This is a genomic window from Geodermatophilus sp. SYSU D01106 (genome assembly GCF_054049995.1).
Map to the genome: position 1 here is coordinate 1 of NZ_JBJGYM010000017.1, position 23,242 is coordinate 23,242.

Genomic DNA, 23,242 nt, shown 5'->3' on the forward strand with positions numbered 1-23,242 from the left:
TTCGAGCACCATCGGGTGAGCGACGAGCGTGACGCGGGGGTCGGCGAGGCGGGCGGGGGGCCGCGCGCGCGCCACCTCCGAGCCGGTGGCGTCGCCGCCGGCGTGCACGATCCGGTCGGCCGAGTGCCCGCCCTCGCGGGTGAGCAGCAGCCGGCCGCCGGGGTCGCGGTCGAAGGCGGCGCCCCAGTCGATGAGCTGGTGCAGCCGCCCGGGCCCCTCGGTCACCAGCGCCTGCACGGCGGCGGGCTCGCACAGCCCGACGCCGGCCACCTCGGTGTCGCGCGCGTGCGCGTCGGGGGTGTCGGCCGGGTCGAGGACGGCGGCGATGCCGCCCTGCGCCCAGCGGGTCGACCCGTCGTCGACGCGCACCTTGGTGACGACGGCGACCGACAGGCCCGCCGCCCGCGCGTGCAGGGCAACGCACAGCCCGGCGACGCCGGACCCGACGACGCAGACGTCGGCCGACAGCTCCCAGCCCGGCGCCGGGGCGGCCAGGCGGGTGGGCAGGCCGGTGACCGACGGCGTCGTCAGGGAGCTCACCGGACCGGCACACCCAGGTCGCTGCGCCGCTGGTCGGTCGCGCCGGGCACCGGCGCCGACGGGTCGCCGCCGAGCTCGACGACGCGGTTGTCGCCGTCGACGTGCACGACCTTCGGGATGTAGCTCTTCGCCTCGGTCTCGTCCATCAGGCCGTAGCTGATGAGGATGACCATGTCGCCGGGGTGCACGAGGTGCGCGGCGGCGCCGTTGATGCCGATGACGCCGCTGCCGCGCTCGCCGGGGATGACGTAGGTCTCCAGCCGCGCGCCGTTGGTGATGTCGACGATCGCGACCTGCTCCCCGGGGATGAGGTCGGCGGCGTCGAGGAGGTCCTCGTCGACCGTGACCGAGCCGACGTAGTGCAGGTCGGCCTGCGTCACCGTCGCCCGGTGGATCTTGGACTTGAGCATCGTGCGCATCATCGGGGCTCTCCCAGCTGGACGGCGGTGTTGTCGAGGAGTCGGGTGCTGCCGGCGCGGGCGGCCAGCAGGAGGCGGGCGGGGCCGGCCGCGGGCGCGGGGCCGAGGTCGGGGTCGGTGAGCGCGAGGTAGTCGGCGACGAGCTCCGGCGCGCCGGCGAGCACCGCGCGCGCGGCGGCGAGGACGGCGTCGGCGCCGTCGGGGCCGGCGTCCGCACCGGACCGCAACGCCCTGTTCAACGTCGCGGCCCGGGCCCGCTCTTCCGGGGTCAGGTAGCGGTTGCGGCTGGACAGGGCCATGCCGTCGTCCTCGCGGACGGTGGGGACGCCGACGACCTCCACCGGCAGCGCCAGCTCGCGGACCATGGCCCGCACCAGCGTGAGCTGCTGGTAGTCCTTCTCGCCGAAGAACGCGAGGTCGGGCCGCGCCAGGCCGAACAGCTTGGCGACGACGGTGAGCACGCCCGCGAAGTGGCCGGGCCGCACGGCACCCTCGAGGACCGCGCCGAGCGGGCCGGGGTCGACGGTCACGCCGAGCGACCCGGGCGGGTAGACCTCCTCGACCGGCGGGTGGAAGACCGCGTCGGCGTGCTCCTCGGTGAGGGCGGCGAGGTCGGCGTCCCAGGTGCGGGGGTAGCGGTCGAGGTCCTCGCCGGGCCCGAATTGGGTCGGGTTGACGAACACCGAGACGACGACGCTGCCGGCGCGCTCGCGGGCGGCGCGGACCAGCGTGCGGTGGCCCTCGTGCAGCGCCCCCATCGTGGGGACCAGGGCGACCGGGCCGGGCAGGCCGGCGACGACCTCCCGCAGCTCGGCGGAGGTCTCGGCGACGGCGGGGGTGGTGCTGGTGCCGGTGGTCACCGGGAGCCCGCCGGGTCGGCGGCCTCGTACAGGAGGTCGAGCAGCGGGGCGCCCTCGTGCCGCTTGAGCCGGCCCGCGGCCAGCGCCCGCTCGGTGGTGCGCTGCGCCATGGCGACGTAGGCGGCGACGGAGGCCGGCGCCCGCTCGGTGAGCGTGTGCAGGTGGTCGGCGACCGTGCCGACGTCGCCCCGGCTGACCGGCCCGGTGAGCCCGCGGTCGCCGCGGCGCAGACCGTTGTCCAGCGCGGCGGTGAGCAGCGGGGCGAGCACGCGGGCGGGCGCGTCGACGCCGGCGGCGCGCAGCAGGTCGGCGGCCTCGGCGACGAGGGTGACCAGGTGGTTGGCGCCGGTGACCAGCGCGGCGTGGTAGAGCCGCCGGTCCTCCTCGGCGATGAAGAACGGCTCGCCGCCCATCTCGAGCACCAGCGTCTCGGCGACGGGCCGGTGCTCCGGGCGGCTGGTGACGCCGAACGGGGCGCCGGCGAGGCGGTCGGCGTCCTCGGGGGCGCCCGTGAAGGTCATCGCCGGGTGCAGCGCCAGCGGCAGGACGCCGGCCTCCTCCGCGGGCGCGAGGGCGGCCAGGCCGTGCGCGCCGGAGGTGTGGAAGGCCAGCTGGCCGGGCCGCCAGGAGCCGGTGCCGGCGAGTCCGGCGACCAGGCCGGCGAGGATGTCGTCGGGCACGGCGAGCACGACGAGGTCCGCGGCTGCGACCACCTCGTCGGCGGGCAGCAGGGGGACGCCGGGCAGCAGCCGGGCGGCACGCTCGGCGGAGGCGGCGGAGACGCCGGAGGCGGCGACCACGTCGTGGCCGGCAGCGGCGAGGGCGGCGCCCAGGACGGCGCCGACGCGGCCGGCACCGACGACGCCGACGCGGAGCCGGGCGGGTGCGTGCGCGGCGGGCGGGAGCCCGGCGGCGCGGGAGGTCCTGCGGGCAGCAGGCATCGCGGTCACCTCTCGTTCCAGTCCCTCGCGGGTACCGGACTCGGTGGCCGGTGCGACGTCGTCGTCGCGCCGGGTGTGCGGGGTCGTACTGAGTGGTGCCGGCGGGGCGTCCGCTGCGACCGGGTGTGTCACGCGGGCGACGCGCCGATGGCGAGTGTGTGACGCCCCGGGGCCCCCTGCAACGCACGGGGCCTGTGGAGTGGGTCACTCCCCCGTCCGGGCGGCCCGGGGTGGCGGGGAACGGCCCCTCGCGCCGCCCCTACGGTGAGCGGCGGCACCGGCGCCGACGCGGTCGCCGGCGGACACGAGGGAGCTGGCGTGCAGACGTTCGAGGGGCGCACCGCACTGGTCACCGGCGGCAGCCGGGGCATCGGGCTGGCGATCGCGCGCAGCCTGGTCGACCGGGGGGCGCGGGTGGTGCTCACCGCCCGCAAGCCCGAGGCGCTGGAGGAGGCCGTGGCGTCGCTCGGCGGGCCGGACGTCGCCGTCGGCGTCCCGGGCAACGCCGGGGACGCGGCGCACCGCGCGGAGGCCGTGCGCACCGCCGTCGAGCGGTTCGGCAGCCTCGACCACCTGGTCGGCAACGTGGGAATCAACCCGGTCTACGGGCCGATGGTCGACCTCGAGCTCGACGCGTTCCGCAAGATCCTCGACACCAACGTCGTCGGCACGCTCGGGCTGGTGCAGGAGGCCTGGCGCGCGTGGATGGGCGAGCACGGCGGCTCGGTGCTCGTCGTCGCCTCGGTGGCGGGTCTCAAGGCCTCGCCGATGATCGGCGGCTACGGCGTCAGCAAGGCCGCGCTGATCAACCTGGTCACCCAGCTCGCCGTCGAGCTCGGGCCCACGGTGACGGTCAACGCGGTCGCCCCGGCGGTCGTGAAGACCCGGTTCGCCGGCGCCCTCTACGAGGGCCGCGAGGCCGAGGCCGCCCGCGCCTACCCCGCCGGGCGGCTCGGCGAGCCGGAGGACGTCGGGGAGGCGGCGGCCTACCTGCTCGGTGCCGGCTGGGTCACCGGCCAGACGCTGGTGCTCGACGGCGGCGCGCTGTCCCGCGGCCCCGCCTGACCCGTCGGTCCGGCTAGCGGCCGAGGACGCGGGCGAGGACGTCCTCGCCCGCGTCGTCCTCGCGGTAGCGCCGGCGGCGGCCGCCGGGCCGCACGCCGCTCTCGGCGAGGATCTGCGCCAGCCGCGCCGCGCCGGGGTCGTCGTCCGCGGTCGCGACCGGAGCCAGGACCGGGGACGGGACCGGGACGACGACGGGCGGCACTCCCGGCGCGGCGGTCGCGCCGTGGCCGGCCGCGGTGGCGTGCACGGCGGGCCGCTGCACGGTGACCTGCTCGTAGGGAGCCGGCGCCCGGTGCGCGGACGGCGGCGGGTCGGTGCGCCGGCGGTGCGGCGCGCGCTCGGCGGCCGCCGGGACGGGGACCGGGGGGACGACGGCCGGCGCGGCGGGAGCCGCCGGGACGGGGACCGGCGGGACGGGGACCGGCGGCACGGCGGGGCGGTCGTCGAGCATGCCGCGGGCGGCGAGCCACTCGCGGGGCGACCCGGCAGCCGGGCGGGCCGGCGGCGGCACGGGCACGGCGGGCCGGGGCCGGGCCGCGACGGAGGCGGCCACCGGGACCGCGACGGGCTCGGGGCGCACCGCGGGCAGCGGCTCCGGACGGACCTCGGCGACCGGTTCGGGCCGGGACGCGGGGGCCGCGACGGTGGCCGGCGCCGGGGCGGCCGGCCAGGCGCCGGTCAGCTCGCGCGCGACGTCGGCCGGCCAGGCGGAGGTGGCGGGCTCCAGCGTCTCGCGGCCGGGACCCGTGCGGACCGACTGGGCGTGCATGACGACCCGCTCGACGCGCATCTCCCCGGAGAGCTGGCCCGAGAGCTGCCCGGTGAGCTCGGCGCGCAGCCGCCCGACGTCGGCCCGCAGTCCGGTGAGCTCGGCCAGCTCGCCGCGCAGCTCCCCGGACAGGGCGCCGACGGCGGCGACCTCCTGCCGCAGCGCGCCCAGGCCGGACAGGCCCTCGCGCAGGCCGGCGAGCTCCCCGCGCAGCGCGTCGAGCTCGCGGCGCATGGCGTCCTCGGAGTCGCGGCGGACCCGGTCGGTGCGCTCCCGCTCGGCGTCGCGGACCTCGGCGACCTCGCGGCGGTGGGCGGCGCGCAGGTCGGCCTCGGTGCGGGCGGCGGCACCGTCGTCGTCGGCGGCGGGGCGGGCGGTCGCGAAGGCGGCCAGCAGGCACGCCCAGGCCACGGAGACGACGGCGATCCGCAGGATCGTCGGGTCGTCGCTCAGGAAGACGACGGCGGTGGCGGCGACGGCCGCCAGGCAGCCGAGCGCCAGGCCCGCCGCCCGCCACGGAGAGGACCCGCCGGCACCGCGACGGGCCGGGCCGTCCTCCCCCGTGGCACGCATGGTCCTCAGGGTAACGCTGAGCGAGCCCCCGACTCCGGCACGGATACGTCCCGTGTGGCGGAGCCGAGGGCTCGCTCTGGTGGTGCCGAGCGGGTCAGCCCTGGGCGAGCGCGCCGTCGGAGCTGAACACGAGGCCGATGGAGACCTCGCCCTGCTGGATGGCGGCCTTGGTGAGCGGGCCGCCGGCGTCGAACTCGCGGAACTCGGCGAAGGTCAGGCCGTAGGTGTCCTCGAGGCCGGGCTGGCAGAACGGGCGGGTCGGGCACTCGGCCGGGCCGCCGAGGACCAGCGAGCCGTCGCCGCAGGCGTCGGCCAGCTCCGAGAGCGTCGTGACGCCCAGCCCCTCGGCGAACTCCTGCGTGACCGCGAACGCGTTCTGGTCGGCGGCCTGCGACGGCGTGCCGAAGGTGAGCCCGACCTGGTCGGCCAGCGGCTGCAGCGCGTCGCGGGTGGCCTGGGCGTCGCCGCTGGCGATCGGCGCGGCCTCGGGGCCGTTGACCTGCTTGTTGACCGCCTCGGTGACCGTGGCCAGGTACTCGGGGAAGACCTGCAGGTCGGTGCCGGAGATGAGCGCCGGCAGGTAGAGGTCGCGGTTGCCGACCTCGCGCACCGAGGCGTCGAAGCCAGCGGCGTCGAGCACCCCGGCGTAGACGTTGGCCAGGATCGTCGACTCGGTGAAGTTGCCGGCGCCGACCACGATCGGGCCGCTGCCCTGCTCGAGGCCGTCGGTCACGCCGCTCTCGGCGACCCAGCCGGCGGCGACGTCCTCGGCGCTCTGCCGCTCGACGTCGACGGCGGCGTTGAGCTCGATGAGCTGGTCGGTGGTCATCGCCTCGGAGACCGCGTCCAGCGCCGGCAGCAGGGCCGGGTTGGCGGCGGCGGTGGCCGAGGTGACCGCCGGGACGATGTTGTCGGCGTTCTGCAGCTCCTGGTCGTCCTCGAGGACGACGAGCTGGTCGCCGGCCACCGGGGCGCAGGCGTCGCCGCCGGCGGCCGAGCCGCTGGCGCCGGTGGAGCCGCCGGTGCCCGAGGAGCCCGACTCGCCGCACGCGGCGGTGAGCAGGAGTCCGGCGAGGAGGAGGGGGGCGAGGGCGCGCTGCTTGCGCATGGTTCCGCCTTCTGTGTCCCGTGCGGCGGGCGGCCGCGACGCGTGTCTGGCGGGGGTCCCCGCGGCGCACATGCAACCCCCGGCCGGCGACCGACGGCAATCGAGCCGCGGATGTGTTGCGGGGTCGTTACACGGACGCCGTCAGCGCGAGACCTGGCTCACAGCGGGACGCCGGATGCGGTCGGTTCCGGAACGGCGCCGGCGTCCTCCGCCCGCCTGACCTGCAGGAACGGCAGCCGGCGCGGTCCGGGCGTCACCAGCCACGACACCAGGGCCAGCACCGCCTCGGTGAGCAGCGCCAGCCCGGCCACCGCGATGGCCCCGGCGATCATCACGCCGTAGTCCTGCTGGCCGAAGCCGAGGTTGATCAGCCGGCCCAGTCCCCCGCCGCCGACCAGCGCGGCCAGCCCCGCCGTCGCCACGACCTGGACGGCCGCCGTCCGGATGCCGGTCATCAGCAGCGGGAGGGCGAGCGGCAGCTCCACCCGGGTGAGCACCTGGCCCCGGCTCATGCCCATGCCGCGGGCGGCCTCGCGGACCTCGGGGTCGACGCCGCGGAAGCCGACGAAGGTGTTCGTGAGGATCGGCGGGACGGCGAAGACGGCGAGCGCGATGGTGGTCGCCCGGTTGCCGAAGCCGATCGGGCTGACCGCGAAGAGGGTGAGCAGCGCCAGCGTGGGCACCGCGCGGCTCACGTTGGACAGCCCGACCACCAGGCCGCCGCCGCGGCGGGAGGTGCCCAGGGCCGTGCCAATCGGCAGGGCCACCACCATCGCGGCGAGGACGGCGACCAGGGAGATGGTCAGGTGCTCGACGGCGAGGTCGGCGATGCCGTTGGGCCGGCTCCAGTTGAAGGGGTCGTTGAGGTAGACGATCGCCCGCTCGAAGTCGTTCATGCCCGTGCCGCCCGCGACCAGGGGGTGAGCAGCCGTTCGGCGCCCGCGAGCAGCGCGTCGGCGAGCAGCGCCAGCAGCACGCAGCCGACGGCGCCGGTGACGATCTCGGCCCGGTAGAAGTTCGACGCGAAGCCGCCGGTGATCAGCTGCCCCAGCCCGCCGTGCCCGACGAGGACGCCCACGGTGGTGAGCGCGACGGTCGACACCGTCGCGATCCGCAGGCCGGCCATGATCGCCGGCAGGGCCAGCGGCAGGTCCACCCGCCACAGCGTCTGGGCGCCGGACAGGCCCATGCCGCGGGCGGCCTCCCGCACGTCGGCCGGCACGCCCTGCAGGCCGGCGAGGAAGTTGCGCACCAGGATGACCAGCGAGTACGCCACCAGGCCGATGAGCACGGTGTTCGACGACAGGCCGGTGAAGGGCACCAGCAGCGCGAACAGCGCCAGCGACGGGATCGTGTAGACGACCGTGGACAGGCCCAGGACCGGCGCCGACAGGTAGCGGCTGCGGCGGGCGACCAGCGCCAGCGGCAGCGCGAGGGCCGCCCCGATCAGGACGGCGAGCACGGTCAGGCGGACGTGCTCGCCGGTGTAGGCGAGGATGCTGTCCCAGTTGTCGGTCACGTAGGACGGGTCGAACCAGGGGTTCGGGGCCTCGTCCACCGCGAGCAGCCCCACCGCGGGGTCGCTCACCGCGTCCAGCAGAGGGCGCGTACCCAGGGAGGTCACCCCGTGGACGCTACTGCCGCGAGCCGCTCGGAGGGCCCGGGCCCGGACGGCACCGCCCAGGAGATCCGCCTCGAGGGCGTGGGGAAGGTCTACGCCGACGGCACCGTCGGCGTGCAGGAGCTCGACCTGACCTTCGCCGCCGGCGAGCTGTCGGTGCTCGTCGGGCCCTCGGGCTGCGGCAAGACGACGACCATGAAGATGATCAACCGGGTCATCGAGCCGACCAGCGGGCGGATCCTGCTCGGCGGCGAGGACGTCACCCGCGTCGACCCCGACCGGCTGCGCCGCCGCATCGGCTACGTCATCCAGAACGTGGGGCTCTTCCCCCACCAGACGGTGCGCGCGAACGTCGCGACGGTGCCGCGGCTGCTCGGGTGGGACAAGCGGCGCACCCGCGACCGCGTGGACGAGCTGCTGGCCACGGTGGGCCTCGACCCCGCCGTCCACGGCGACCGCTACCCCGCCCAGCTCTCCGGCGGGCAGCGCCAGCGGGCCGGGGTGGCGCGGGCGCTGGCCGCCGACCCCGCCGTCCTGCTCATGGACGAGCCGTTCTCCGCCGTCGACCCGGTGGTGCGCGAGCGGCTGCAGACGGAGTTCCTCCGGCTGCAGGAGACGGTGCGCAAGACCATCGTCTTCGTCACCCACGACATCGAGGAGGCCGTCCGCATCGGCGACCGGATCGCGGTGATGAGCACCGGCGGGCGGGTGGAGCAGTTCGCTCCCCCGGCCGACCTGCTCGGCCGCCCGGCCAACGCCTTCGTCGCGGACTTCGTCGGCTCCGACCGGGGCCTCAAGCGGCTGGCGGTCACCGGCATCTCCGTCGACGACCTCGAGCGGCCGCCGGTGGTGCACGTGGCCGACGGCCTGGCCGACGCCCGCGCCTCCATGACCGCGGCGGGCGCGCGCTGGGCCGTCGTCCTCGACGACGACGGGCGGCTGCACGGGTGGCTGTCGGCCGAGCGGGCCACCGGTGCCGGCACGGTGGGCTCGGCGGCGCGCCGGATGGAGGCGTGGGTGCCGGTCGACGCGACGCTCAAGACGGCGTTCGCCACGATGCTGCAGCACGAGGCCGGCTGGGTGGCCGTGCTCGACGGCGACGTCTTCCTCGGGGTGCTGACGCCGGAGTCGCTGCACGCCGCGCTGCGCCGGTCGGTGGAGGGCACCGTGCCCGAGGTGGCCGGCGCCGCGCGCGCCTAGGCGCGGACGCCGCCGGGCGGGTCGTCCTCGTCCGGCGGGACCCGGCACACCGACTCCAGCCACAGTGCGGCGGCCGTGAGCGCGGCGGCGCAGGCGACGCCCACGACGGCCGTGACCGTGTCACCGCCCGCCGCCTCCAGCCGGGACACCGCGGGCGCCACGTGCAGCAGGACGCCCGCCCACACGCCGGCGAAGACCGCACCGACGTAGGCGCTGGCCTGGGCGAGCACCGCCAGGCGGGCGACGAGCATCGGCTCGACCGGGCGCACCAGCGGCGCGCCCGGCCCCGGGTCACTGCCGCGGCGGGCGGCGCGCTGGGCGGCCAGCCGGGTGCGCAGCGTGCGGGCACCGAGCGCCTCGGCGACGGCGAGCACGGCCAGCGGCACGGGCAGCCACCAGCGCAGCGGCGGCAGGCTGCCGTAGGTGGCGCGCACGACCAGCCACGAGGCCAGCGCCAGCCCGACCGCGACGACGACCAGGTCGCGGCGGCTCACCGGCCTCAATGGAGGTGCTCCCAGCGCGCGACCGCCGCCACGTCGTCAGGCGGCAGCGCGGCGACGAGGTCGGCGACCCTCCCGTGCCCGGGCAGCACCGCCGTGGGGTCCAGCGACAGCCACGGCACCAGCACGAACGCCCGCTCGTGCGCGCGGGGGTGCGGCAGCGTGAGGACGGGGTCGCCGGAGAGCACGGGGCTGCCGTCGTCGGCGGTCACCGTGACGACGTCGACGTCGAGGGTCCGCGCGCCCCAGCGGACCTCGCGGGTGCGACCGGCGGCCTGCTCCAGCTCGTGCGCCCGGGCCAGCCAGCCGGCGGCGTCGCGGTCGCCGCGCACGAACACGACGGCGTTGAGGTACGGCGGCTGCTCCACCGGCCCCCAGGGCGGCGTCTCGAACAGCGTCGAGCGGGCCACCAGCCCGTCGGCCTTGAGCGCGTCGATCGCGGAGCGCAGGGTCCCCGCGCGGTCGCCGAGGTTGGCGCCCAGGGAGAGGACGGCGCGGGTCATGCCCGCTCACGCCGGATGGTGACGGTGACGTCGTCGAAGGGGACGCCGAGGTCGGCCTGCGGCTTGTGCACGGTGATCTCGACCGCCTGCACCAGCGGGTCGGCGAGGCAGACGTCGGCCAGCTGCGCGCACAGCGTCTCGAGCAGGTCCACCGGCTCGCCGGTGAGCACCGCGTGCAGCCGCTGGGCCAGCTCGGCGTAGTTGACCGTGAGCGCGAGGTCGTCGGTGGCCGCGGCGGGCGCGGTGTCGACCTCGAGGACGGCGTCGACGGAGAACGTCTGCCCGTTCTCGCGCTCGAAGCCGTAGACGCCGTGGTGGGCGTGCGCGGTGAGGCCGCGGACGGCGATCCGGTCCGGGGTGCGGTCGGGGGTGCGCCGCTCAGTCACGCCGGGCCTCCTCGCGGGCGCGCTGCACGGCCGCCACGGTGCGGACGGCGTCGGCCGAGCCCGCGGCGTCGTGCACCCGCACGCCCCAGGCGCCGGCCTCGGCGGCCAGGACGGTGGTGGCCAGCGTGGCGCCGTCGCGCCCGGCCGCGGGGCGCACCGCACCGTCGGGCCCGGCGAGCAGCCGGCCCAGGAAGGTCTTTCGGGAGGCGCCCACCAGCACCGGCAGGCCGAGGGCGACCACCCGCGGCAGCCCGGCGAGCAGCGCCCAGTTGTGCGCCGCCTGCTTGGCGAAGCCGAGGCCGGGGTCGAGGACGAGCTGCGCGGCGTCGACGCCGGCCGACAGCGCGGCGTCGACCCGGGCGGTCAGCTCCGTGCACACCTCGGCGACGACGTCGCCGTACTCGGCGTGGGCGTACATCTCGCGGCTGTGGCCGCGCCAGTGCATGAGCACCCACGGGACGCCGGCGTCGGCGACCAGCGCGGCCATGCCCTCGTCGGCCAGCCCGCCGCTGATGTCGTTGACGAGCACCGCCCCGGCCTCCAGCGCGGCGGCGGCCACCTCCGTGCGGGTGGTGTCGACGCTGACCCGCACCCCGGCCGCGGCGAGCTCGGCGACCACCGGGACGACGCGGCGGCGCTCCTCCGCGGCGTCGACCCGGTCGGCGCCCGGGCGGGTGGACTCGCCGCCCACGTCGACGTAGTCGGCGCCGGCCGCGGCCATCGCCAGCCCGTGCGCGACGGCGGAGTCCCGGTCGGCGAAGCAGCCGCCGTCGGAGAAGGAGTCGGGGGTGACGTTGAGGACGCCCATCACCACGCACCGCCCCGGGTGCAGCAGCCGCGGCGCGGTCCCGGTCACCGGCCGGCGGTCATCGTCCGAGGACGAGGCTCATCGCCTCGGCGCGGGTGGCGGCGTTGTCGCGGAACATGCCGCGCACGGCGGAGGTGACCGTCGTCGAGCCGGGCTTGCGGATGCCGCGCATGCCCATGCACAGGTGCTCGGCCTCGATGACGACGATCACGCCGCGCGGCTTGAGGACGTCGGCCAGCGCGTCGGCGATCTGCCGGGTCATCCGCTCCTGGACCTGCGGCCGGCGGGCGTAGACGTCGACCAGCCGGGCGATCTTCGACAGCCCGGTGACCTTGCCGTCCTCGCCGGGGATGTACCCGACGTGCGCGGCGCCGTGGAAGGGCACCAGGTGGTGCTCGCAGGTCGAGTACATCGGGATGTCCTTGACCAGCACCAGCTCGTCGTGGTCCTCGTCGAACGTGGTCGCGAGGACCTCCGCCGGGTCCTGCCAAAGCCCGGCGAAGGTCTCCGCGTAGGCGCGGGCCACCCGGGCCGGGGTGTCGCGCAGGCCCGGGCGGTCGGGGTCCTCCCCCACCGCGATCAGCAGCTCGCGGACGGCCGCCTCAGCGCGGGCGGCGTCGATCCGGGACGGGTCCGCGCGGACCTCGTCCCCCGGTTCCTCGGGGAGCTCGCTCACCGCTGAGCGGGGGCGCCGACGTCACCGACCGGGTTGCTGCCGCCCTTCACGAGGCCCACGCCGTTGCCGTTGGCGGCGGTGGCGCCGTGCCCGTTGCCGTTGGCCAGGGCGGCCTGCTCGGCGGGGGTGAGCACCGGCGGCTGGTCGGAGGGGGTGCGCTTGCCGAAGCCGTTGTAGGGGGCCATCGACGGGCGCTTGACGACCGGCGCGCAGATGCGGGCCATGTCCTCCTTGGAGAGGGTCTCCTTCTCGATCAGCTCGAGGACGAGCTGGTCGAGGACGCCCCGGTACTCCACGAGGATCTCCCACGCCTCGTCGTGGGCGGCCTCGATGAGCGCGCGGATCTCGCCGTCGATGTCGGCGGCGACGGCCTCGGAGTAGTCCGGCCGCGAGCCCATGTCCCGGCCGAGGAACGGCTCGCCCTCGGTGCTGCCGTACTTCACCGCGCCGAGCTTGGCGCTCATGCCGTACTGGGTGACCATCGCGCGGGCCATGGAGGTGGCCTTCTCGATGTCGTTGCCGGCGCCCGTCGTCGGCTCGTGGAAGACCAGTTCCTCGGCCGCGCGCCCGCCGAGGGCGTAGGCCAGGGTGTCGATCATCTCCGACCGGGTCTGGGTGTACTTGTCCTCGGTCGGCAGCACGAGCGTGTGCCCGAGCGAGCGGCCGCGCGGCAGGATCGTCACCTTGTGCACCGGGTCCAGGTTGGGCAGTGCGTGCGCCACCAGGGCGTGGCCGCCCTCGTGGTAGGCGGTGACCTTCTTCTCCTTCTCGCTCATCGCCCGCGTCTTGCGCTCGGGGCCGGCGATGACGCGGTCGATCGCCTCCTCGAGCGTGGCGTCGGTGATCTGCGTGCCGTTGCCGCGGGCGGTGAGCAGCGCGCCCTCGTTGAGGACGTTGGCGAGGTCGGCTCCGGTGAAGCCGGGGGTGCGGCGGGCGACGGTCCCGAGGTCGACGTCGGGGGCGAGCGGCTTGCCCTTGGCGTGCACCTCGAGGATCTGCTTGCGGCCCTCGAGGTCGGGGCGGTCGACGGCGATCTGCCGGTCGAAGCGGCCCGGGCGCAGCAGCGCCGGGTCGAGGATGTCCGGCCGGTTCGTGGCGGCGATCATGATGACGCCGCCCTTGACGTCGAAGCCGTCCATCTCGACGAGCATCTGGTTGAGCGTCTGCTCCCGCTCGTCGTGTCCGCCGCCCATGCCGGCGCCGCGGTGGCGGCCGACGGCGTCGATCTCGTCGACGAAGATGATCGCCGGCGCGTTGGTCTTGGCCTGCTCGAACAGGTCGCGCACGCGGCTGGCGCCGACACCGACGAACATCTCGACGAAGTCCGAGCCGGAGATCGAGAAGAACGGCACCCCGGCCTCGCCGGCCACCGCGCGGGCGAGCAGCGTCTTGCCGGTGCCGGGCGGGCCGAACAGCAGCACGCCCTTGGGGATCTTCGCGCCAACGGCCTGGAACTTGACCGGGTTGGCCAGGAAGTCCTTGATCTCCTGGAGCTCCTCGATCGCCTCGTCGGCCCCGGCGACGTCGGCGAACGTCGTCTTCGGGGTGTCCTTGGTGATCTGCTTGGCCTTGGACTTGCCGAAGGCCATCACGCCCCGGCCGCCGCCCTGCATGGAGTTGAACAGCCAGAACAGCAGGAGCAGGAGGATCAGGAACGGCAGGAAGCTGATCAGGATGCTCGCGAGGATGCTGTCCTGGGTGACGTTCGTCGTGAAGTCGACGCCGTCGCCGGTGCTCTCACCGTCGGCGCCGAGGCCGGAGACGAGCGCGAAGACGTCGTCGGAGGCGCCGATCGGGTAGGACGCGCTGATCTGGTCGTTGCCGTCGACCGGGTCGGTCAGGTCGAGGTCGAGCGTCTGTTCCTTGTCGTTGATCGTGACCTGCTCGACGTTGCCCGACTCGATCTGCTCGAGCGCGACCGACGTCCGGACCGGCTCGTAGGCCGAGCCCCCGCTGAACACGGCGGACAGGCCGAGGGCGACCAGGACGACGAGGACGACCCAGAACCACACGGAGCGGAAGATCTTCTTGCGTTCCATACACCGATGCCGGGCGACCGGAGGGCTCCGGCCTGGCCCGTCGACCCTCCTGATCGTCCGGGTGACGCGCCGCGCGACCCGGGCGGGCACCCTGGCGCTCGGTGCAGCGTCGTTGCGACGACGGTACACCGGCGCGGCTGTGTGCCCCCTGTGCGTGAGCTGGGCGGAGGACCCCCGTCCCCCCTCCGGAGGACCCCGTCCGGAGGGGCCCGCCCGGAGGGCCCTACGTCTCGTAGACCTCGGGCTTCAGCGTGCCGATGTAGGGCAGGTCGCGGTAGCGCTCGGCGTAGTCGAGGCCGTAGCCGACGACGAACTCGTTGGGGATGTCGAAGCCGACGTAGCGCACCGGCACCTCGACCTTGATCGCGTCGGGCTTGCGCAGCAGCGCGCAGACCTCGAGCGAGGCGGGCCGGCGGCCGCCGAGGTTCTTGAGCAGCCAGGACAGGGTCAGCCCCGAGTCGATGATGTCCTCGAGGACCAGCACGTGCCGGTCGCTGATGTCGCGGTCGAGGTCCTTGAGGATCCGGACGACGCCCGAGGAGCTGGTCGAGCTGCCGTAGGAGGAGACGGCCATGAACTCCATCTGCGTGGGCAGCCGCAGCGCCCGGGCGAAGTCGCTCATGAACAGCACCGCGCCCTTGAGGACGCCGACCAGCAGGACCTCCCGGCCCTCGTAGTCCCGCGCGACCTGCTCGGCCAGCTCGGTGATCTTGGCCTGGATCTGCTCCTCGGAGAGGAGGACGTGGTCGATGTCGGGGCCGTAGCCGTGGTCGGGCCCCAGCACGGCGGCAGGGGTCGACGCGGTCTCGCTCACGGGGCGTGCTCCTCCGGGTCGGGGGTGGTCCCGGCCCTCCCGCCCGGGGAGCCGGCGGGCCGCAGCACCAGCCTGCCAGACGCCCGGAGCGCCTCCGCACCGCCCGGCAGGGCCACCGCCCCCTGCCCGTGCCATGCCGAGACCAGCGCGTCGACGGCGCCCAGGTGGACCGCCTGCAGGTCGGGGACGCCGGCCTCCCGCAGCCAGCCGCGCAGCACCCGGCGGCGCAGCGCGGCGGGCAGGTCGGCGAGGTCGGCGGCCGGCAGCCCGCCGTCGCCGGACACGCGCGCGAGGGAGGCGGCGGCGAGGTCGTCGAGGGCGTCGAGGTCCTCGCGCAGCAGGTCCGCGGTGCGGGCCAGCGCGGGGGCGACGCCGCCGCCGAGCACGTCCTCCAGCAGCGGCAGCACCTCGGCCCGCAGCCGGGCGCGGCGGTAGGCCGGGTCGGTGTTCCACGGGTCGTCCCACACCGGCAGGCCCTGCGCCGCGCAGGCCGCCCGCGTCGTCGCCCGGCGGACGCCGAGCAGGGGGCGCCAGAACGGCGGGCGCTCGGCGACCATCCCGGCCACCGAGCGGGGGCCCGAGCCCCGGCCGAGGCCGAGCAGCACCGTCTCGGCCTGGTCGTCGAGGGTGTGGCCGAGCGCGACCCGCGCGCCGGACGCCGCGGCCTCCCGGGTGAGCGCCGCGTACCGCGCCGAGCGCGCCGCGCCCTCCGGGCCGCCGCCGGTGCCGACGTCGACGGCGACGACGCGCACCGGGTCCAGGCCCAGCCCGCGCAGCAGGTCCGCCGTCGCGGCGGCGCGGTCGGCCGACCCCGGCTGCAGCCGGTGGTCGACGGTGACCGCGCCGGCGGGCACCCCGGCCCGCGGGGCCTCGAAGGCGACCGCCGCGGCCAGCGCGAGGGAGTCCGCTCCCCCGCTGACGGCCACCAGCACCGGCTGCGCGGAGGCGCGCAGGCCCGGCCGGACGGCGCTGCGGACGTGCGCGACCGCCGGTGGCGGGCCGCTCACCCGCGCCGGCTCAGGCGACGGCCGGGCGGCCGTGCACCCGCTCGACCCAGCGGGCGGGGTCGGTGAGCTCCTCGACCAGCGGCAGGGTCTCCGGGCCGCTCCACACCCGGTTGAACCCGTCCATGCCGACGAGGTCGACGACGCCGCCGACGAAGTGCCGCCCGTCGGCGTACTGCTTCATCTTCTGCTCGAGGCCGAGCAGGCGGCGCAGCACGCGGTCGAACGGGCCGCGGCCCTTGCGGCGCTGGGCGAAGCGCTTGCGCAGCGTGCGCACCGACGGCACGACGTCGGGGCCGACGCCGTCCATGACGAACTCCGCGTGCCCCTCGACCAGGCTCATCACCGCGGTGACCCGGTCGAGGACGGCACGCTGCTCCGGGTCGCGGACCAGCGCCATCAGGCCCTGGCCGGCCTCGTCGTCGTCCCCGCCGCGGACGGCGTCGGCCAGGCCGCGCACCAGGTCCGACAGCCGGTCGCGCAGCGCGTCGGGGCTGAGGTCGGTGGCGTCGACGAACTCGGCGATCTGGGCCTCGAGGTGGTCGGCGAGCCACGGGAAGGCGGTGAACTGCAGCTGGTGGGTGACCTCGTGCAGGCACACCCACAGGCGGAAGTCGCTCGGGTCGACGCCCAGCCGGCGCTCGGCGTCGACGATGTTGGGCGCCACCAGCAGCAGCCGGCCGCCGGTGCCGAAGATCTCGTACTGGCCGAGCACCCGCGAGGACAGGAAGGCGAGCAGGCCGCCGGCCTGCACGCCGGTGGCGCGCGAGCCGATCGCGGTGGCCAGCGGGCCGGGGCGGCTGTCCTGCCGCTCGGCGAGCGCGGTGACCAGCGGGTCCATGAGCGCGGCCATGCCGGCGGTGTTGGCGTCGATCCAGCCGGGCCGGTCGACGACGGCGACCTCGGGCACCGGCCCGCCCGCGACCGGGTGCAGGCCGGTGAGGCCCTCGACGTGCGCGACGGCGGCCGCGGCGGCCTCGTGCAGCTCCCGGACGACGGCGGCGGCCTCCTCGCGGGTGGTCTCGGGCCCCTGCCCGGACAGCCGGCGGGCCGTGCGACCGGCGAGCTCCCAGTCGACCAGTGCGCTGCTCGTCATCGCCTCACCGTACCCGCGGGACCTGCGGGTACCCGGGGCTCAGCGGCAGCCGCAGGCGGCGAGGGCGGCGGCCATCCCGTCGAGGGCGGCCTCCTCCGGTCCGCCGCCGCCGACGGTGCCGTTGGCCACCAGCGCGTAGGCCAGCAGCCGGCCGTCGGCGGTGACCACGGTGCCGGCCAGCCCGTGCACGCCGAGCAGCGTGCCGGTCTTGCCGCGCACCGCGCCGGGGGCGGTCGCCGGGTCGTCGTCGCCCCGGTCGGCGAGCGTGCCGTCGTAGCCGGCGACGGCCAGGCCGGACACGATCGCCGAGGCGCCCTCGAGGGAGCCGTCGGCGGCACCGGCGACGACGTCGGTGAGCAGGTCGGGGGTGACCAGGTCCAGCCGGGACAGGCCGCTGCCGTCGCGCAGGTCGAGGTCGGCGACGTCGAACCCGGCGTCGGAGAGGGCGGCGGTGACCGCCTCGGCCGACCCCTCGAAGCTGGCCGGCAGGTCGCGGGCCAGGGCCACCTGGCGGGCGAGGGACTCCGCCAGCAGGTTGTCCGACAGCGACAGCGCCTGCTCGACCAGCCGGGCGACCGGCGCGGAGCGGACCGAGCCCAGCTCCCGCGCGCCCTCGGGGGCCTCGCCCAGCTCCACGGTGGCGCCGGGGACGCCGAGCGCCTCGGCCAGCGCGCGGCCGGCGTCGGTTCCGGGAGCGCCGCTGCGCGCGTTCTCCCCCGGGGTCACGCGGGCGCCGTCGACGGCGGTGGCGGTGACCGGGGACGCGTAGCTCGACGGCGCGTCCTCCGGGCCCCAGCCCTCGGCGGTGAGCGGCCCCTCGAACAGCGAGTTGTCCACGACCACCCGGCCGACCGCGGTGCCGGGCGGCAGGGCGGCGCGCACCTGCGCGGCGAGGTCGGCGACGGTGGCCGCTCCCGGGTAGGTCAGCGAGGGCGTGGTGGTCGACAGCGTGGGGTCGCCGCCGCCGACGAGCACCACCTCGTCGGGCGCCGCGCCGGCGACGACGGTGGTCTCGAGGGTGGCCTCGGGGTCGAGCGTGGTGAGCGCGGCGACGGCGGTGAGCAGCTTGGCGGTCGAGGCCGGCGTCACGGGGTCGCCCGCGCCGTCGTCGAGGAGCACGTCGCCGCTGGCGACGTCGACCACCTCGGCCGACACGCCGTCGGCGAGCGCGGGGGTGGCCAGCAGCGGCGCGAGCGCGTCGGCGAGCGCGGCCGGGTCGGGCACCGGCGCGTCGGAGGCCAGCGACGCGAGCACGGGCGCGGGCTCGCCGAGCTCGGGCAGCTCGGCGGCCGGCAGCGACGGGTCGGCGGCGGCCGGGCCGCCGTCGCGGCCCAGCCAGAGCACGGCTCCGACGGCGAGCGCGGCCACCACGACCAGCGCGACCAGGACCGTCAGCAGGCGTCTGCGCAGCCGCCGGTAGCTCGGCGTGACGGTCGTCGACGAGCTCGGCTCGATGGTGCCCACCCCCCGGGAAGGCCCTCCCGGGCGGACCTGCGCCGGTGGGCCTGACAGCAGTGGTCCACACTATCTGCCGTGCAGTTCGACGTGACGGTAGAGATCCCCAAGGGCCAGCGGAACAAGTACGAGCTGGACCACGCCACCGGGCGCATCCGGCTCGACCGGATGCTGTTCACCTCCACCCGGTACCCGGCCGACTACGGGTACATCGAGAACACCCTGGGGCAGGACGGCGATCCGCTCGACGCCCTGGTGCTCCTGGAGGAGCCCACCTTCCCCGGGTGCCTGATCACCTGCCGGGCGATCGGGATGTTCCGGATGACCGACGAGGCCGGTGGCGACGACAAGGTCCTCACCGTCCCGGCCACCGACCCGCGGATGGCCCACCTCCAGGACATCACCGACGTGTCGGAGTTCGACCGCCTGGAGATCCAGCACTTCTTCGAGACCTACAAGGACCTCGAGCCGGGCAAGTCGGTCGAGGGGGCCGAGTGGGTCGGCCGCGCCGAGGCCGAGGCCGAGATCGAGGCCTCGATCAAGCGGGCCCAGGAGGCCGGCGGCCACTGAGCCGCACTCCCCTCCCCCCGGCCTGGCCGGACCTGCGAGCGCACGACGGACGACGGACGGCGGCGCACCCCGACGGGGGTGCGCCGCCGTCGTCGTCCCGGGCGGTGTCGTCCCGGGCGGTGTCCGCTCAGGCGACGTCGTCTCAGGAGACGTCGTGCAGCACCGCGGTGAGGAAGCCCAGCTCGCGGCGGTAGCCCTCCAGCCACTGCCGCCGGTGGGTGCGCGCGGCGTCGAGCGCCTCCTCGCGCTCGCCGGCGACGGCCTCGGTGAGCGCCCACTCGGTGAGCGCCCCGGTCCAGGACCACTCGTACTCGTCCCACTCGGCGGTCGTGCTCAGGTGCGCGTAGCCGGGCTCGAACCCGCAGCGGCCGACCTCCGCCAGCAGGCCCGGCAGGTCGGGCAGCTCGCCGGGCTCGGCGCCGAGGCCGGCCAGCGCCCGCTCGCTCGGACCGGACTCCCAGAAGCCGTCGCCGAACAGCACCCGCCCGCCGGGCCGCAGGTGCCGGCGGGCCGCCTCGAGGGCGCCGGCCGTCCCGCCGAAGGCGTGCGCGGCGCCGATGCACAGCACGACGTCGGCCGGCTCGCCCCGCCAGCCGGCGGCGTCGGCCTGCACGAAGACGGCGCGGCCCACCATCCCGGCGAGCGCCGCGCGGTCGCGGGCGGCGTCGAGGGCGGGGCCGGAGGTGTCCACGCCGACGCCGGACAGGCCGGGCCGGGCGGCCAGCATCGCCAGCAGCCAGGCGCCGGAGCCGCAGCCGAGGTCGAGGGCGGTGCCGCGGCCGGTCGGCGCCGCCCGCTCCACCAGCCAGGCGAGGGCGTCGTCGGAGACGGGGGCGGCGACGGGGTGCCAGCGGTGGGCGATCGCGCTGAGCCGGGCTCGGTCCACGGACGCAGTCTGGCGCACCCGCAGGCGGCCGCTAGATCAGGCCGCGCGAGCGGAGGTCCCGCATCTGGGCGAACACCCGGCGGCGGACGTCGTCCTCGTCCCTCTCCTTGAGGCCGATGAAGCGCAGCGAGAGCTCGGGGCGCTTGTCCTCGCGCGGGTGCCGCCGGATGACCTCGGCCTTGGTCGCCAGCGCGCGACCGTCGAGGTCGAGCGACACGTGCACCACCGAGCCGACCTCGAGCGCGCCGCTGCGGTCGGGCTCGCCGTCGAGCAGGCAGTGGATGCCGCCCTCGCTGAGGTCGACGGTGGTGCCGGTGCGGTGCTCCCCGCCGGCGTGGACCGTCACGTCCAGGGTGATCGGCACCCGCACCGCGGAGCGGCGCTGGCCGCGCGAGGCCGGGCCGGCGATGCGGACCCGCCAGGTCGGCGCGTCGCCGCCCCGCACGTCGAGCAGCACGGCCGGCACCGACCGCAGCTCCTCGGGTCCGCGCCAGACAAGCTCGAGTACCTCGCCGGGCTCGAGCCGGACGCGGCGCCGGGAGGCGTCCTCGCCGACGCTGATCACCAGCTCCCCGCCGGTGGCCTCCTCGACGAAACTGGTCAGCACGTCGTCGCGGCTGACCGCCTTGACGTCGAGCACCGACCGGTCCTCGGGGTAGTCGACTCCGGGCGTGGCCATGTCGTCCCTCCTGCTGCGACGGGGTCCTCCGGGGACTGGATCGGCAGGTCGGGCGGGAACTGGAGTCGACGGCGCTCATCCGTGCAGCGCGGGGCGGTAGACGAGCTCCTGGACGCGGCCGTCGAAGGTGGTGCTGGAGACCAGGTCGAGGTCGAAGTCGGCGGCGCCGGCGAACACCGGGTCGGTGGCGGTGCGGCCGGTGATCACGGGGAAGACGGTCACCTGGACGAGGTCGACCAGCCCGGCGGCCATGAGCGCGCGGTTCATCGCCAGGCTGCCGTGGGAGCGCAGCGGCACCGGAGACTCCGCCTTGAGCCGCGCGACGACGTCGACGGCGTCCCCGTGCTCGAGGGTGGCGTCGGGCCAGTCGAGCGGGGCCTGCAGCGTCGTCGACACGACCGTCGTCGGCATGTCCCGCATGCGGGCGTTCAGCGGGTCGAGCGTGCCGGCGGCGCCGTCGGCCGCGAGGAACCGGTGGAACTCCCGCCAGGTGGTGGCGCCCAGGACCAGCCGCTGGTCGGCGCGGTACTGGGCGAGGCGGTGGTCGAGGAACTCCGGCCCCTCCTTGCCCCAGTAGCCGCCCCAGTCGCCGTCCTCGCCGTAGGAGCCGAAGCCGTCGAGGCTGGTGAAGACGTCGAAGGTGTAGGTGGCGGTCACGGTGCCCTCCCGGGTCCGGCGGTCGTGTCGAGGGGCAGACCGGCGGCGGGGGCGGGACTCATCGCGGGAACGGCCGCGGCCCCGTCCTCGGGGAGGACGGGGCCGCGGGGTGGAGCCGCCTGTCGGAATCGAACCGACGACCTTCTCATTACGAGTGAGATGCTCTACCGACTGAGCTAAGGCGGCGGGCGTGCGGGGGACAGCCTACGTCACGGCCTCCCCCGGCCGGTGCGGGCCCGGGGTCAGGCCGCGGGGAGTCGCAGCGCCACGGTGAGCGCCTCGACGGCGACCTGCGGCTTGACGTTCTGCTCGAGCGCGGTGCGGCAGGCGAGGACGGCGTCGATGCGGCGCAGCGCCCCCTCCGCGCCGATCCGGCGGGCCAGCTCCTCGGCGTCGGCCCGGCGGTCGGGGTGGTTGAGCGGCAGCACCTCGCCGGCCGCGGCGTCGAGGACGAGCGCGTCGCGGTAGAGGCCGGCGAGGTCGACCAGCGCGCGGTCGAGGGAGTCGCGGCCGATGCGGGTGGCCCGGCTCTTCTGCCGCTTCTCCAGGTCCTTGAGCACGCCGGCGCCGCGGCTGGCGGCGGCGACGCCCGGCCCGCGCGCGCCGACGCCGATGCTGGCCTTGACCGCCTCGGTCTCGGCGCCGTCGAGGGCGGCGGTGGTGCGGTCGGACTCCTCCTTCGCGGCGCCGACCAGGTCGTCGGCGGCGTTGAGGCAGGCGGCCAGCGAGACCAGCGACAGCGGGATGTCGAGCACGGCCTTGCGGGCCAGCCGCGCGGTCTCGTCGCGCGCGAGGTGCCGGGCCCGGCCGACGTGGCCGCCGGAGGCGCCCGCCGACCAGGCGGCCAGCGCCGGGTCGACCCCGTCGCGGCGGACCAGCACGTCGGCGACGGCGTCGACCGGCGGCGTCCGCAGCCCGACCACCCGGCACCGCGAGCGGATGGTGACCGGCACGTCCTCGGGGTGCAGGCTCGGCGCGCAGAGCAGGAAGACCGTGCGCGGCGGCGGCTCCTCGATCATCTTGAGGACGGCGTTGGCGGCCTGCTCGGTCATCCGGTCGGCGTCCTCGACGACGACGACCTGCCAGCGCCCCTGCGACGGCGCGCGGCCGGCGACGCGCACGAGCTCGCGGGCCTCGGTGACGCCGATCGACAGGCCCTCGGGCACGACGGTCTGCACGTCGGCGTGGGTGCCGGCCAGCACGGTGCGGCAGGCGTGGCAGGTGCCGTCGCCGCCGTCGGGGCACTGCAGCGCCGCGGCGAACGCGCGGGCGGCGACCGACCGGCCCGACCCCGGCGGGCCGGTGAACAGCCAGGCGTGGGTCATGGCGGTGGGCTGGGCGACGGCGGCCTGCAGCTCGGCGACGACGGCCGGCTGGCCGATGACCTCCGACCAGACGCTCACGCGACCCGCCCCGGGAGCAGCGCGGCGACCCGCTCGCGGACCGCGGCGGCGATCTCCTCGGCGGGGCCGCCCGCGTCGAGGACGAGGTAGCGGTGTGGCTCGGCGCCCGCGAGCGCGCGGAAGGTGGCGCGCACCCGCTCGTGGAAGTCGATCGACTCGCTCTCGAGGCGGTCGGCGGCGGCGCGGCCGAGCGCGCGGGCGAGGCCGGCCTCGGGCGGCAGGTCGAGCAGCACGGTGAGGTCGGGCACCAGGCCGCCGGTGGCCCAGGACGACAGCCGGCGGACCTCCTCGAGCTCCAGCGCGCGGCCGGCCCCCTGGTAGGCCAGCGAGCTGTCGACGTAGCGGTCGGTGAGCACGACCTCGCCCGCGTCGAGTGCGGGCAGCACCACGGTGGCCACGTGGTGGGCGCGGTCGGCGGCGTAGAGCAGCGCCTCGGCGCGCGGGGCGAGCGCGCCGGTGGCCGGGTCGAGCAGCAGCGCGCGGATGCGGGCGCCGGGCGGGGTGCCGCCGGGCTCGGAGGTGAGCCGGGCGGGGACCTCGTGCAGGCCGAGCCAGTCGAACAGCAGCCGGGCCTGGGTGGACTTGCCGGTGCCCTCCCCGCCCTCGAAGGCGACGAACAGCCCGCGGCCGGGCACGCGCGGCGAGGCGTCGATCGGGAGCTCCCGGGAGG

General features: G+C 76.4%; 26 protein-coding genes and 1 tRNA gene. 3 read left to right on the forward strand and 24 right to left on the reverse strand.

What is annotated here, in order from left to right:
* The 4 genes from ACI78R_RS16815 to ACI78R_RS16830 form a co-directional block, all read right to left on the reverse strand.
* A partial coding sequence (locus ACI78R_RS16815) for an FAD-dependent oxidoreductase (RefSeq protein ID WP_457041545.1) occupies positions 1–540 on the reverse strand: 540 nt, incomplete at its 3' end.
* Complete coding sequence (panD, locus tag ACI78R_RS16820) at positions 537–962, reverse strand: aspartate 1-decarboxylase (protein ID WP_073418362.1); 426 nt, start codon at positions 960–962, stop codon at positions 537–539. The genes panD and ACI78R_RS16815, both read right to left, overlap by 4 nt.
* A complete protein-coding gene (gene panC / locus ACI78R_RS16825; protein WP_457041546.1) occupies positions 959–1,819 on the reverse strand; it encodes a pantoate--beta-alanine ligase in 861 nt (286 codons plus the stop codon). Before panC ends, panD begins: the two co-directional genes overlap by 4 nt.
* Positions 1,816–2,760, reverse strand: a complete 945-nt coding sequence (locus tag ACI78R_RS16830; protein WP_457041547.1) for a Rossmann-like and DUF2520 domain-containing protein — start codon at positions 2,758–2,760, stop codon at positions 1,816–1,818. Before ACI78R_RS16830 ends, panC begins: the two co-directional genes overlap by 4 nt.
* Positions 2,761–3,078: 318 nt before the next feature.
* Here ACI78R_RS16830 and ACI78R_RS16835 point away from each other — a divergent pair, with 318 nt between their 5' ends.
* Positions 3,079–3,825 carry an SDR family oxidoreductase gene (locus ACI78R_RS16835; RefSeq protein WP_073419475.1) on the forward strand — a complete coding sequence of 249 codons (747 nt, stop codon included), beginning with the start codon at positions 3,079–3,081 and terminating at the stop codon, positions 3,823–3,825.
* A 13-nt stretch (positions 3,826–3,838) separates the two neighbouring features.
* Here ACI78R_RS16835 and ACI78R_RS16840 read toward each other — a convergent pair whose 3' ends face one another.
* From ACI78R_RS16840 to ACI78R_RS16855, 4 genes are all read right to left on the reverse strand, one after another.
* Complete coding sequence (locus ACI78R_RS16840) at positions 3,839–5,167, reverse strand: DUF6779 domain-containing protein (RefSeq protein WP_457041548.1); 1,329 nt, start codon at positions 5,165–5,167, stop codon at positions 3,839–3,841.
* A gap of 94 nt (positions 5,168–5,261) precedes the next feature.
* Positions 5,262–6,275, reverse strand: coding sequence for a glycine betaine ABC transporter substrate-binding protein (locus ACI78R_RS16845; protein WP_457041549.1), 1,014 nt, complete (start codon positions 6,273–6,275; stop codon positions 5,262–5,264).
* A 158-nt stretch (positions 6,276–6,433) separates the two neighbouring features.
* A complete protein-coding gene (locus ACI78R_RS16850; RefSeq protein ID WP_457041550.1) occupies positions 6,434–7,171 on the reverse strand; it encodes an ABC transporter permease in 738 nt (245 codons plus the stop codon).
* On the reverse strand, positions 7,168–7,863 hold the full coding sequence (locus tag ACI78R_RS16855; RefSeq protein WP_217651151.1) for an ABC transporter permease: 696 nt from the start codon (positions 7,861–7,863) through the stop codon (positions 7,168–7,170). Before ACI78R_RS16855 ends, ACI78R_RS16850 begins: the two co-directional genes overlap by 4 nt.
* A 39-nt stretch (positions 7,864–7,902) precedes the next feature.
* Between ACI78R_RS16855 and ACI78R_RS16860 the strand changes: the two genes are divergently transcribed.
* Positions 7,903–9,096, forward strand: a complete 1,194-nt coding sequence (locus ACI78R_RS16860; protein WP_457041551.1) for an ABC transporter ATP-binding protein — start codon at positions 7,903–7,905, stop codon at positions 9,094–9,096.
* Here ACI78R_RS16860 and ACI78R_RS16865 read toward each other — a convergent pair.
* From ACI78R_RS16865 to dacB, 10 genes are all read right to left on the reverse strand, one after another.
* The gene (locus tag ACI78R_RS16865) at positions 9,093–9,590 is read right to left on the reverse strand and encodes a DUF3180 domain-containing protein (RefSeq protein ID WP_245794245.1); all 498 of its coding nucleotides are present in this window, start codon (positions 9,588–9,590) and stop codon (positions 9,093–9,095) included. The genes ACI78R_RS16860 and ACI78R_RS16865 overlap by 4 nt on opposite strands.
* Positions 9,591–9,595: 5 nt before the next feature.
* Positions 9,596–10,099, reverse strand: a complete 504-nt coding sequence (folK, locus tag ACI78R_RS16870) for a 2-amino-4-hydroxy-6-hydroxymethyldihydropteridine diphosphokinase (RefSeq protein ID WP_457041552.1) — start codon at positions 10,097–10,099, stop codon at positions 9,596–9,598.
* Positions 10,096–10,485 (reverse strand): dihydroneopterin aldolase, encoded by a 390-nt coding sequence (gene folB, locus ACI78R_RS16875; RefSeq protein WP_457041553.1) that lies wholly within the window; start codon positions 10,483–10,485, stop codon positions 10,096–10,098. Before folB ends, folK begins: the two co-directional genes overlap by 4 nt.
* Positions 10,478–11,341, reverse strand: coding sequence for a dihydropteroate synthase (gene folP, locus ACI78R_RS16880; RefSeq protein WP_245794244.1), 864 nt, complete (start codon positions 11,339–11,341; stop codon positions 10,478–10,480). The genes folB and folP overlap by 8 nt, the downstream gene beginning before the upstream one ends.
* A 10-nt stretch (positions 11,342–11,351) precedes the next feature.
* Entirely contained in the window at positions 11,352–11,969 is a 618-nt protein-coding gene (folE, locus tag ACI78R_RS16885) for a GTP cyclohydrolase I FolE (protein WP_073418351.1), read from the reverse strand.
* A complete protein-coding gene (gene ftsH, locus ACI78R_RS16890; RefSeq protein WP_457041554.1) occupies positions 11,966–14,008 on the reverse strand; it encodes an ATP-dependent zinc metalloprotease FtsH in 2,043 nt (680 codons plus the stop codon). Before ftsH ends, folE begins: the two co-directional genes overlap by 4 nt.
* Positions 14,009–14,231: 223 nt before the next feature.
* Positions 14,232–14,822: a hypoxanthine phosphoribosyltransferase gene (hpt, locus tag ACI78R_RS16895; RefSeq protein ID WP_457041555.1), complete on the reverse strand. Its 591-nt coding sequence runs from the start codon at positions 14,820–14,822 to the stop codon at positions 14,232–14,234.
* Positions 14,819–15,829: a tRNA lysidine(34) synthetase TilS gene (gene tilS / locus ACI78R_RS16900; RefSeq protein WP_457041556.1), complete on the reverse strand. Its 1,011-nt coding sequence runs from the start codon at positions 15,827–15,829 to the stop codon at positions 14,819–14,821. The genes hpt and tilS overlap by 4 nt, the downstream gene beginning before the upstream one ends.
* A 10-nt stretch (positions 15,830–15,839) precedes the next feature.
* Positions 15,840–16,922 (reverse strand): zinc-dependent metalloprotease, encoded by a 1,083-nt coding sequence (locus tag ACI78R_RS16905; protein ID WP_457041557.1) that lies wholly within the window; start codon positions 16,920–16,922, stop codon positions 15,840–15,842.
* Positions 16,923–16,961: 39 nt separating this feature from the next.
* A complete protein-coding gene (gene dacB, locus ACI78R_RS16910; protein WP_457041558.1) occupies positions 16,962–18,386 on the reverse strand; it encodes a D-alanyl-D-alanine carboxypeptidase/D-alanyl-D-alanine endopeptidase in 1,425 nt (474 codons plus the stop codon).
* 69 nt (positions 18,387–18,455) lie between these two features.
* Here dacB and ACI78R_RS16915 point away from each other — a divergent pair, with 69 nt between their 5' ends.
* The gene (locus tag ACI78R_RS16915; RefSeq protein ID WP_073418345.1) at positions 18,456–18,947 is read left to right on the forward strand and encodes an inorganic diphosphatase; all 492 of its coding nucleotides are present in this window, start codon (positions 18,456–18,458) and stop codon (positions 18,945–18,947) included.
* Positions 18,948–19,089: 142 nt separating this feature from the next.
* On the opposite strand, the gene ACI78R_RS16920 is transcribed toward ACI78R_RS16915, so the two are convergent.
* The 6 genes from ACI78R_RS16920 to tmk all read right to left on the reverse strand — a co-directional run bounded on the left by ACI78R_RS16920 (position 19,090) and on the right by tmk (position 23,207).
* Positions 19,090–19,833 carry an SAM-dependent methyltransferase gene (locus ACI78R_RS16920; protein WP_457041559.1) on the reverse strand — a complete coding sequence of 248 codons (744 nt, stop codon included), beginning with the start codon at positions 19,831–19,833 and terminating at the stop codon, positions 19,090–19,092.
* Positions 19,834–19,864: 31 nt separating this feature from the next.
* On the reverse strand, positions 19,865–20,512 hold the full coding sequence (locus ACI78R_RS16925) for a flagellar brake protein (RefSeq protein ID WP_457041560.1): 648 nt from the start codon (positions 20,510–20,512) through the stop codon (positions 19,865–19,867).
* A 75-nt stretch (positions 20,513–20,587) separates the two neighbouring features.
* Positions 20,588–21,169, reverse strand: a complete 582-nt coding sequence (locus ACI78R_RS16930) for a dihydrofolate reductase family protein (RefSeq protein WP_457041561.1) — start codon at positions 21,167–21,169, stop codon at positions 20,588–20,590.
* A 110-nt stretch (positions 21,170–21,279) separates the two neighbouring features.
* Positions 21,280–21,355, reverse strand: a tRNA-Thr gene (locus tag ACI78R_RS16935).
* A gap of 56 nt (positions 21,356–21,411) precedes the next feature.
* Positions 21,412–22,572, reverse strand: coding sequence for a DNA polymerase III subunit delta' (locus ACI78R_RS16940; RefSeq protein ID WP_073418337.1), 1,161 nt, complete (start codon positions 22,570–22,572; stop codon positions 21,412–21,414).
* Positions 22,569–23,207 carry a dTMP kinase gene (tmk, locus tag ACI78R_RS16945; RefSeq protein ID WP_457041562.1) on the reverse strand — a complete coding sequence of 213 codons (639 nt, stop codon included), beginning with the start codon at positions 23,205–23,207 and terminating at the stop codon, positions 22,569–22,571. The genes ACI78R_RS16940 and tmk overlap by 4 nt, the downstream gene beginning before the upstream one ends.
* Positions 23,208–23,242 lie beyond the last annotated feature (35 nt).

Bases quoted from the DNA above. Each gene is read 5' to 3' on its own strand.
- ACI78R_RS16905 (WP_457041557.1), bottom strand. From the start codon at position 16,922: ATGACGAGCAGCGCACTGGTCGACTGGGAGCTCGCCGGTCGCACGGCC.
- ACI78R_RS16850 (WP_457041550.1), bottom strand. From the start codon at position 7,171: ATGAACGACTTCGAGCGGGCGATCGTCTACCTCAACGACCCCTTCAAC.
- ACI78R_RS16840 (WP_457041548.1), bottom strand. From the start codon at position 5,167: ATGCGTGCCACGGGGGAGGACGGCCCGGCCCGTCGCGGTGCCGGCGGG.
- ACI78R_RS16925 (WP_457041560.1), bottom strand. From the start codon at position 20,512: ATGGCCACGCCCGGAGTCGACTACCCCGAGGACCGGTCGGTGCTCGAC.
- panD (WP_073418362.1), bottom strand. From the start codon at position 962: ATGATGCGCACGATGCTCAAGTCCAAGATCCACCGGGCGACGGTGACG.
- folK (WP_457041552.1), bottom strand. From the start codon at position 10,099: ATGACCCGCGCCGTCCTCTCCCTGGGCGCCAACCTCGGCGACCGCGCG.
- ACI78R_RS16830 (WP_457041547.1), bottom strand. From the start codon at position 2,760: ATGCCTGCTGCCCGCAGGACCTCCCGCGCCGCCGGGCTCCCGCCCGCC.
- ftsH (WP_457041554.1), bottom strand. From the start codon at position 14,008: ATGGAACGCAAGAAGATCTTCCGCTCCGTGTGGTTCTGGGTCGTCCTC.
- ACI78R_RS16845 (WP_457041549.1), bottom strand. From the start codon at position 6,275: ATGCGCAAGCAGCGCGCCCTCGCCCCCCTCCTCCTCGCCGGACTCCTG.